Origin of the sequence: Glaciimonas sp. Gout2, from assembly GCF_035018905.1 — a bacterium.
Classification (GTDB): Bacteria; Pseudomonadota; Gammaproteobacteria; order Burkholderiales; family Burkholderiaceae_D; genus Glaciimonas.
Genome location: NZ_JASJXA010000075.1, coordinates 1 through 10,475 on the forward strand (window position 1 = coordinate 1; position 10,475 = coordinate 10,475).

The 10,475-nt window shown below is 52.5% G+C and carries 6 protein-coding genes and 1 pseudogene; 1 reads left to right on the forward strand and 6 read right to left on the reverse strand.

The features are described from left to right. The 5 genes and pseudogenes from QN379_RS22475 to QN379_RS22495 form a co-directional block, all read right to left on the reverse strand. Nucleotides 1–359: pseudogene (locus QN379_RS22475) on the reverse strand (hypothetical protein); the annotation flags it as partial. 13 nt (nucleotides 360–372) lie between these two features. After that, nucleotides 373–1,548, reverse strand: coding sequence for an amino acid ABC transporter permease (locus QN379_RS22480; RefSeq protein ID WP_323507665.1), 1,176 nt, complete (start codon nucleotides 1,546–1,548; stop codon nucleotides 373–375). A 19-nt stretch (nucleotides 1,549–1,567) separates the two neighbouring features. Beyond that, nucleotides 1,568–2,635, reverse strand: a complete 1,068-nt coding sequence (locus QN379_RS22485; protein WP_322237338.1) for an amino acid ABC transporter substrate-binding protein — start codon at nucleotides 2,633–2,635, stop codon at nucleotides 1,568–1,570. A 40-nt stretch (nucleotides 2,636–2,675) separates the two neighbouring features. Beyond that, nucleotides 2,676–3,566 (reverse strand): 4-hydroxy-tetrahydrodipicolinate synthase, encoded by an 891-nt coding sequence (gene dapA, locus QN379_RS22490; protein WP_322237336.1) that lies wholly within the window; start codon nucleotides 3,564–3,566, stop codon nucleotides 2,676–2,678. A gap of 12 nt (nucleotides 3,567–3,578) precedes the next feature. Beyond that, complete coding sequence (locus tag QN379_RS22495; RefSeq protein ID WP_322237334.1) at nucleotides 3,579–4,745, reverse strand: hypothetical protein; 1,167 nt, start codon at nucleotides 4,743–4,745, stop codon at nucleotides 3,579–3,581. A gap of 438 nt (nucleotides 4,746–5,183) precedes the next feature. On the opposite strand from QN379_RS22495, the gene QN379_RS22500 reads away from it, so the two are divergent. Next, a complete protein-coding gene (locus QN379_RS22500) occupies nucleotides 5,184–6,323 on the forward strand; it encodes a glycerate kinase (RefSeq protein WP_323507666.1) in 1,140 nt (379 codons plus the stop codon). A 705-nt stretch (nucleotides 6,324–7,028) separates the two neighbouring features. Here QN379_RS22500 and QN379_RS22505 read toward each other — a convergent pair. Beyond that, complete coding sequence (locus QN379_RS22505; protein ID WP_323507667.1) at nucleotides 7,029–9,914, reverse strand: autotransporter domain-containing protein; 2,886 nt, start codon at nucleotides 9,912–9,914, stop codon at nucleotides 7,029–7,031. Between the last annotated feature and the right edge of the window lie 561 nt (nucleotides 9,915–10,475).

Below are 10,475 nucleotides of genomic sequence, written 5' to 3' on the forward strand. Positions count from 1 at the left end.
TAACCGCGTAACAACATCGCAGGCGCAGCGGTCACGATCGGCCAGAATGAGCGGTCACGTTGACCAGAATACGCAGGATAACGCCCAAAGAGCACGATCCGGTATTTGGCAGCTATAACGCCCCAGCATGCGCCATGTTCCGCAGCTGCCCGACACGCAGCGCTATCGGGCGCAAATACGGCGTTTCGAATAGCCCAGTTGAACGCAGACGGAAGAACCGACAACACCAAAACTGCAATGACACAAGTAACCACGGTGCTGAACAAGCCGCCAAACAGATTCTTTCTGCACCACAGCCAAGCCTTGCCCAGGGAGGAAGTCCTGGCTTTCGCACTAGTTGCTGCAAACGAGCTTTTCATAATACCCTCCACTTCAGCGCTCCTTGATGAGTGACCGTTTGTTATAGATATTCATGCCGACCGCCGTCACCAGCGAAAGCGTCAAATAACACCCCATGACAAGCGAAATGCATTCGAAGGCACGTCCCGTCTGATTCAGTGTCGTGTTTGCCACTGAGACCAAGTCGGGATAACCAATCGCGATAGCAAGGGACGAGTTTTTGGTCAGATTCATGTACTGGCTTGTCAGCGGAGGAACAATCACGCGCATTGCCTGTGGTAACTGCACAAAACGCAATTCGTATATCCGGCCCAACCCCAGCGCTGCCGCAGCCTCGTGCTGACCAAAGGGCACGGATTGAATGCCGCCGCGTACGATTTCTGCGATGAACGCGGAGTTATAGATCGTCAAGCCGATCAGAATAGTCAGAAACTCTGGCGTCACCGCAGCACCACCTTCGATAACCCCATCTGTTAGCCTCGGAACATCCATCACATGTGGTGCCCCACCCAACATCCATCCGGCACCAACACAGATAATCACAATCAAGATCATCGGAACTAATACCGGCAACCGACGGCCATTCGCCTCTCGCTTCCGTCTGGCATAAATGCGCCATGCACAGCAGCCGACCGCAGCAGCCAAGGCTCCAACAAATACTCCCCAATAGCCAGCATCCCATTTCGGCAAGGGGAATTGCAGGCCATTTTTGCTCAGGAAAAGACCATCAATGGGGTGCAGTGCTGCATCAATCGACGGCATCAGCTCAGTCAGCAGGAAGTAGAGCGTAAACAGCTGAAGAAGCAACGGCACGTTTCGTACAACTTCCACATAGGCACCACAAAGCCCTCGCAGTAGTACGTTGCGCGAGAGACGGCCAATGCCGATCAGCGTGCCGGCGATAGTCGACAGAACACAGCCAAGCACTGCAACGCGAATAGTGTTCAACAGCCCTGCCATCAGAGCGCGCAGGTAAGAGTCGCTCGAATCGAAGACGAGTAAGGTTTCACTAATGGAAAAACCGGCCGGTTGCGACAAGAAGTCAAATCCGCTTTGAACACCACGCGCACGCATGTTTGTGAACGTGTTGTGTAACAGGTATGTCGCCATGGCGATCACCGCTGCCAGCGCGATCACCTGGTAGATTGCGCTGCGGGTACTTTTGCTACGCCACCCGCCTCGCCAACGCTGATTTCCAGTATGTTTCATGGCCGTGATCACCGTTCGGTTAGCGAACTGGCGGCACGTAGAACAAGCCACCCTTATTCCACAGATTGTTCATTCCCCGGGTCAGCTTCAAAGGCGACTTGGCACCGACGTTTCGCTCGAACATTTCGCCGTAGTTTCCCTCGGCCTTGATTGCGCGGTAAGCCCAGTCCTTGTCTAGCCCGAGCAGACGCCCCATGTCTTCGCCGCTGCCAAGGATCCGCTGCACCGCTGGATCCTTGCTGCTCGCCTTGAGCTCGTCGACGTTGGCTTGGGTGATGCCATACTCCTCTGCTTCAATCAAAGCAAAGACAACCCATTTCACGATGGCAAAGAACTCATCATCTCCCCGCCGCACCGAGGGCGAAAAGGGTTCCTTGGAGATACGCTCGGGCAGGATGACATGGTCTTCCGGATCCGACGCCTGTGCACTGCGCACCGAGGCCAGGTTTGAAGCGTCTGACGTATACGCTTGGCAGCGACCACTGAAGTAAGCTTTATCGGTCGCCTCTTGCGATTCGTAGACGACAGCCTTCAGGTTAAGGCCTTTGGCTTTCGAGAAGTCAGTGAGATTTTTCTCCGTGGTCGTCCCGGATCGAACGCATACCGTGGCACCCTTGAGTTGATTCACGCTAGTGATGTTGGCCCCTGTAGTCTTCTTGGTCACTGGATCTGTCTTCTGCTTTTTCACCATGAATGCCTGACCGTCATAGAACGTTGCTCCCGTGAAGTTCAAACCCAAGGAAACGTCGCGCGTAAGCGTCCAGGTGGTGTTGCGCGACAGAATGTCGATTTCACCCGACTGGAGCGCCGCAAAACGCTGCACAGAATTGAGCGGCACCCACTTGACCTTGTTCGCGTCGGAGAGCACCGCTGCCGCCACCGCCTTGCAAACATCGACGTCGATTCCCGTCCAATTGCCTTGGCTGTCAACAGCCGCAAATCCCTGCAAACCGGGATTAACACCGCAGGCGAGCTTACCTTTGGATTTGATTGCTTCCAGCGTCTTGCCGGCATAAGCCGGCTCTGTATAGATGGACAAAATGGCGAGTATTGCGGCAACCGACAGCGAACAGATCGAGATTTTCATTTTAATGTCCTGAAATGGTTAGTAAAAGAACGAAGTTTTCCTAGAATACAAGGCTTTGCAAGGTTTCGATGGCGGCCTTGGCGCGCTTGAGGCTTTCGGCGCTTCCGTGTTGCAGCGGAGACCGAGCGGCGCCAATGACTTGACCAACGTAGGCCATTGCGTCCTTGAGAGGGCCTGGATGATTAGCGGTATAGAGAGCTTCAACCAATGCCAACAGAGCATAGTGGGCTTTTTTCGCATTGGCGATATCGCCGCGTTTGGTAGCCTCGAAAAGCTTCTTATGAAAAGCCGGCACGAGGTTTGCCGTCATAAAAATACCACCAGGGCTACCTAACAAAAAGGTCGGAAAGCCAAGGTCATCATCACCAGACATGACCGCGATTCGCTCTCCCACTGCCTTGATTTTTGCGGAAACAACCGCGAGATCGCGCTCACATTCCTTCAACGCCACTATGGATGGAAGTTTGGTCAGCCGCTCAAGAATCGGGATATCCAGGGTCAGTCCCGTGCGTCCCGTGTTGTTGTACGCCACAATCGGCAGCGACGTGCCGTCGGCAATTGCGGCAAAGTGTTCGACAATGCCATCCGCGCTTGGCTTGATGTAGTAAGGAGGCAAGACCAGAACCGCATCGGCACCAGCGTCTGCGGCATGCTTGGCCGTGTCCAGTACCTCGCGGGTAGCCGGAGCTAACGCGCCGACGATGATCGGGATCCGTCCCCGCACTTGATCAACAGAAACTTCTACAACCTTTTTACGTTCGGACGGCGTGAGGCTCACGTATTCGCCGCTTCCGCCAACCACAAGTAGGCCACCGGCGCCCTCATCCACTTGGAAATCGATGAGTTTTCGAAAGGCTTTTTCGTCAAATTCGTCGTTTGCGGTGAAGGGCGTGACGATCGCTGTGTAGATTCCATTTGCAGTAAATTTCATATCTTTCCTTATTTAGTGTTTGTCGTTCAATGAAAGGGGAGACCAATCGCTCTGAAGCTCTCGGAAAAGGCATTCGGCGATCCAGTAATTTCCATAGGGCATGACATCTTCTTGCGGAAATCTGCCTAGGCGCGGGTGGCCTGGTTCGATGTGGCGCATACGCCCCCAGGTTCCGTGCAAAAGAACACCACCGTCGGTAAGAAAATTCGCGATCAAGGTCTTCAGCGTTTCGCGCGCTGTGGTGAGATAACGCTCCGCTTTATCCGGAATCCAGCGGGCGAGCCGAAACAAAACAGCGGTGGCGATTGCCGCGGCACAAGAGTCATACGGCATCTTTTCGCGCTCGGGATCGAAGTAATCGTATCGAGGCACCCAATCCGAAGGCGCATTTTGAACATACCAGTCCGCAGCACGTTCTGCAGCATCCAGATATTTCTGATTGCCGCTCGCTTCGTATCCGTGCGCGTATCCAAGCATTGCCCAGGCCTGACCACGTGCCCAAACACTGTCGTCGCGCCAGCCTTGAAGGCTGAACAAATGTGTGACCGATCGCGTTTCAGGATCCAGGGCGGCAGCGTGACAGCTTGAGCCGTCCTCTCGGACAAGGCCAACAGACAAGACCGTATCAAGATGCCGGTACGGTAACGTTGCCCGCTCAGGTTCCCATTGAGAAGCCCAAAGCATCGAAGGCAAATTCAGGCCGGTATCAATCACGATCCGATCGGCACTTGCTATTTGCAGGAATGCATTGGCTTTTTTGTCAAAAATATTGGCAAAATTATCACCGCCAGCCAAAGCCCATTTCTTTAGCTGTTTATCGCCCGTCATTTGGTAGCCAAGCGTCAGGGCGTAATACATGTCGATGCCTGTCGACGAAAAAGTCGTTGGGTTTTTCGCAAGTACAGGGCCGATCTGCCGACTGATATGCATTGCAGCATCGGCATAACGCTGGTCTTGCGCGAGTCGGGATAGCAACCACAAGCGCCCTGCGAGGAAACCCGCCCACTGAAAGTTCGCCCAGCTATCCCAGACGTACTCGGAATCCCAGCTGTAGCTGCCGGTCATCGCATTAAGCCGCGGAACTCCGCCCCACTTTTCCAGCCCCTCCACTACAGCATCCGCGCTACGGCATAAGTGGCGCACCGCAGTCTCTAGCGTGTCCGCATAGTCATCATTCATCTCTACCTCTCAAAGTTCTAGTTCTCTGTCTTACCCGTTGGACTCTCCGCCGGCTGCACCACGAATTGCGGAGGCTTTTCCTCTTAATGCATACTGTCGACAGAATACAATGTACACTACGCATATTCGACTTGCAAGTTTTTTTCTGTGCAGGTGCAGAACGGCCTAGCTCTGAGCGCAAGAAATCGCAGAAATTGGTTGAAAATCAGCGCCGAAAGCCCGAGAAGCGGGCTTTATCGCTAAGCAGCATGTGCACGTCTTTCTCTTTATTTGGGGTGGCGCCTCATCTTGATCGGTGACGACACAGCAAAAAGAGTCAACGCCACAATAAAAGACCGGTCCACGCGTTCGTAGAAATACGATCGCCCATATTTAGACGCGCTCCAGATAGTTGTTCGCTCTGGTTAATTTAAAAGACATCCAATCGAGACACACATCGTGAAAATCGTCATTGCGCCAGACTCATTTAAAGAAAGCCTTAGTGCGGCGGAAGCTGCAGATGCCATTCGGGCCGGCTTCTACGAAATTTTTCCAAATGCGAAATATGTCCTCCTACCTATCGCAGATGGCGGCGAAGGCACTGTTCAGACGCTTTTAAGAGGGCTGGGAGGGGAATATAAGAACGCTTGTGTCAGCGACCCGCTTGGCCGCCCCATCGATGCAAAATTCGGTATTACGCCAGAAGGTGTCGCACTGATAGAGGTAGCAGCGGCCAGTGGACTTGAACGCCTCGCGCCATCAGAACGCAATCCACTAATTGCCAGCAGTCGTGGCACGGGCGAGCTCATCATCGCGGCCCTCGACATCGGTCTGCGTCGGTTCGTCATTGGTTTGGGCGGTAGTGCAACAAACGATGCGGCTATCGGAATCTTGAAGGCTTTTGGAGCCCGTATGCTGGATTCGAACAGTCAGGACGTGACGCTAAAAGACCTCCATAGATTAGAAAAAATTGATCTCACCGGTTTGGACCGCCGCCTGCACGAATGTCAGTTCGAGCTTGCCTGCGACGTGGACAACCCGCTTTGCGGGCCAAATGGCGCTTCTGCCATATTTGGACCGCAAAAGGGTGCGACACCGGAAATGGTAGCGATACTGGATCAGGGACTGGCACATTTCGCCAGTATTTTGCAGCGGGATTTCAACTTGCAAAAGGATTTGATTGATTTGCCGGGCGGCGGTGCGGCCGGCGGTATCGGCGCGACACTCGCTGCGGTTCTTGGCGCTCGTCTACGTCCAGGTACCGACATCATCGCAGAAGCAATAAAACTGGCAGAACTGATAGATGGAGCAGCACTGGTTATCACCGGCGAAGGTCGGATAGACAGCCAGACCTTGCGAGGCAAGGCGCCTGCGGGGGTGGCGCGAATCGCCCGCATGAAGGATATCCCGGTCATTGCGCTGGGCGGGTCAGTCGGCGCCGACGCCGACGCCCTCTATCACGCAGGCGTTAACGCGGTTTTTGGTGCCGTTCGGACTCCCTGTTCGCTCGATGAAGCGTTGCGGGACGCCTACCTAAACCTGCGCAGCAGCGCAAGAAACATTGCTGCGGCAATTCGTATCGGCCAATCATTTCATTAAGAGGTACGACGATTTTTTACGATGCGGCGAATTGACACAAATCTGGCGAAACAAATTGTTGCGGAAGCAACGAGGATCCCGCTGTTCAATATCAATGTGATGGCGACGAACTTCATCCTGAGGCCACATATTGCGGTGGGCCAGTCCGTTGTACCAAGTCGACGCAAACTATGTCGGACCAACTTGCACCAACAGGGGCGCTCATCTCATTCAGACCTGCTCTAGCGAAGCCCTACCACCTTGCTTCAGCGTTCTGATCAGCAGAACCCCTGTTGTGCCTTCGCCGAACTCTCGGCAACCCCGTTGATAAACCATCACGCCCAGCGCAATCAAGGAGTAAAGCTCATCCTCAGTGATTTTTTCTGACTCAGCACCCTGACCAACGCTGCGATACCTATGAAAATCGAGACAATTGATTCCAATGATTAACAGGCGATATATCGTCCAGGCTATAGTGCGGTAGTTTTAAAGCGATGGCTAAACCAAACCCTATACAATTTTCCAGACAAAAAAAACCCCGCTCACCTTACGGGAGCGGGGTAAATCCAAACCCTTAGGAGGTGTTGGAGGAGACAAATGAACTATATCGCACCGCACCATAGCTGTCTTCTTTATTATTGATATAAGACATATAAAAAATCAATATAACATCGATCAAAACCAGTCCCAGCCTTACTCAAGACACTTCGAGCCACCAACACCATACTAATCAAAAGTTAAATGCAGTCCTACAGAAAATACGCTATTCACCAACCCTCCTCGCCCAAACTGACCATCAAAATTCGCAAACCAACTTAATCTACGATTAATTGCTGTCGAAATACCAACACCGCTCCATGCTGTATTACGCGATAAGCCAATCCCCTGAACAGTAAAATTGCTGCCCGGCGCACCAGAAAATGCCGCCGAAAAATCTAAATTTCCGCTAGAAAATGCATGCTGCCACGCAGCATAAGCTTGCACCGTAGATTTGCCAGCAAACCAATCCACATTTGCCTCTCCACGCACCCCAAGTGCTGCCGCAGTTTGCTGATAATGTTGACTGTTAGCATTAAAGCCAAAACTGCCCCCGCTTTCAGCAAAACCGCCGCGCTTTAGCCGATCATAAGACGCACCGACAAATGGCGTGATGACCGCATCAGGCGATAAGGCATACGCATAGCCTGACTCCACATACGCCGAAAACATATTGTCCTTATGTTCTCCCGTCAGGCTCTCGATTTCAGTCCCGACGCTGGCGGTGCGATTAACCGTACTCGTTATCGTCGCCATCCCCACCCGACCTGATACATAAGCGCCGCCATTGAAGACATTGCCACTATCACTTTTTGTCTCTTTTGCCGCGAGCGTATTTAGATCGCTCAGTGCAACCCTACCGTAGAGCGAAATGCCCGTGTTCTGACTTTTAGAATTGCCCGCAGACCGATCAAAACTTGCCTGACTTTCTGAATACGATATTGCCGCGCCAACGATCGCCTTTTCATTCAATTGCCTGTCGACGCCAAACTCTCCACCCGCCATCGACGTACTTGCACCGGGGTAACCTGACTCGGTCAGTTTGCCGGAAGCACCGATCACGTTGCCCCACACACCGGCTTTAACTTGCTTGTTCTGATTACCCAATTGCGACAAGCGATTCGACAGTGCGCGATTGACTGCTTGCGATTGTTGAAAGGTCAAACCTTGTGCCGATGCGTAAATTTGTCCCGATAAACTATCCAATGCCAAGCCTAACGCGGCCACAGTTGGGACTCGCTCCAATGCTGCTGCGCTAGCGATCATCCCCGCATTGGAACCGCCCGTTTGACCGCTTGCCACCATAGCGTCAACTGCGGTCATGGCATGCTCGACATTGGCAGCGCTATTAGTCGTAGTCGGGTTGGCGGCAAGTGACTGCGCCGCTAGTGTCGTTGCGACACGTCCGATAGTCAGATCAACCTCCTTCGGTGCATAAGTGACATGCGCGCTCAGCAATGGCGGAAAAGCGGTTCCGACGCTTTGAAAACCAACATCACTAAAAGTATTTATCACCGCTGTACCCGCAGTGATCACCTTTTGCGGCACCCCGCTCGCCTGCGCAGTCACGTACGCATTAGCATCGGCGTTTCCGGCCGGAACCATCGCAACCAGATGCGACCCGCCCAACGTCGCAGTGCCGCCAACCGCCAGCGTTGCATTTATATCATTAGCCAACACCGCGCCGGTCGAAGCCGTGTAATTACCGCCAATAGTCAGACCGCTACCGGTATTGCTGAGACGACCGTTATTGACCACGCTGTTAGCGACAACCCCACCGCTCCCGCTCAAATTACCGCCCGCGTCGATTTGCACTGGCGAGGTAATCGACCCCGTGACATTCAACGTGCCAGCCACGATCTCGTTTTTGCCGGAATAAGTACTCGCACCCGATAAAGTCAGCGTGCCAGTACCAGCCTTAACCAGTCCCGCATCGCCCGATATCGCATTGCTAAAAGTTGATGCAACCGTATCGAAAGTAACGTTGACGTTTGGACCAAGGGCCAAACTCTGTATAAACAGTCCAGGCCCATTAACGGCTTTGCTAGCGTTGAGTAATCCCCATCCATAGGTTGCCGTATCGTTCATACTGGTTGCAGTCGACAAGATCGTCTGGCGCAGTAAATCGGCGTTCATCCAAGGGTAGACTTGCTGCACCATCGCAATCGCACCGGTCACCGCCGGTGTCGCAAATGACGTTCCGTATACACGTCCACCGGCGCTTGGTGAGACAAAATCACCCGCTGCGGCCAGACACCAGTTGGCCGCGACACCACATCTATTGGCATAACTGGAAATCACACCCGGAACCGTATCTGCGCTAGAAAAGGCTTGCGTACCGCCGACAGCATTCAACGCTGTCACCGCGATCCAGCCCTTCTGCAGATCGGGATAAAGCGCGGGCAAGCCTGCTGTCATCGTCGGCTGCGATGAACCGCCGTTACCCGTGGCCCAGACAAACAAACTGCCTTTCGCCACGAAGGGTTGATAAAGACTGTAATAAGTAGCGCTACCGGATGGCGTCGAAATGGAGCCGACGCCACTGGATTGATTAAAAATCCTCACGCCGTTGTTGTATAGAAAATTATAGATATCTGAATTCAATGCCAACTGATCAGCACCGATACCGGACGCAACTCCCTGAATATGTACGCCTGGCGCGACACCGGTATTCGTGCCGCCTAATGCTTCAGCCACTTCCGTACCATGAGGATCGCCGTTGCCGCTCGCACCAAAAAAACCGCCGCTGCTCGTCCCACTTGCAGCGGTATATACCGTCTTCGTGATGCGGTTGATCAGCTCAGGATCAGCGACGTTGAAATCGGTATCCACTACACCCACCGTCACGCCCGCGCCGGTAATGGCAAGTGCACGCGCCGCCCCGACCTTGCTCGGATCACTGGGGTTGTACACGACTGTATTAGACGAGATTGGGGGACTTGATGCAGTTGGAATAGGTGCGCTAGTACCGGGACTTTGACTACCACCACCGCCACCACCGCAACCATACAACAAGACTGAAACCGCAAGCGGTATTGCCGCTGGCGGGAAAGAAACTAACCGCTTGTGACGCATTGAAAACCTCGCCTAGAGCGTGAGCAGAAATGCTCACAAAAGTGCATATCGTCGATATGGCCTTAAAATCGTGTCGAGGTTTTCACGGGAGCTGATACGCGTTACATAGGTGGAATTTTTAGCGAATTCTCCGTTGCGACGACAATTATAATTAAAGGCTCTTAGTCGCCACATTCATCATCACAAGATTTCAAATTAAAGATAGACACGAATTCCCATCAATACAATATGATAAAAATAAGGTGTTCACGTAGCGTGAATATTCTGATTTTTTTTGAGCAATAAAAGGGGTTTAAAGAGAATCGAAAAAATTTTATATGGAATTATTATTTTAGTCGAGTAGCAGTAAAATCGACGTTTATGATCAAGGAAAGTATTTCTGCAAAATAATATTATAAATAGAAGCAAGCTCTATAAAATCCACAAAGCTTGGAAGTAACGTGCACCACACTGCGAAATCGTATAAAAATTTTTACCGTGAAATTTTTATAATCCACTGAATCACCCCCAAGGCGAGTCGTGCAAATGATGAATTGATGGTTGAGTTCGGGACTGCATAAC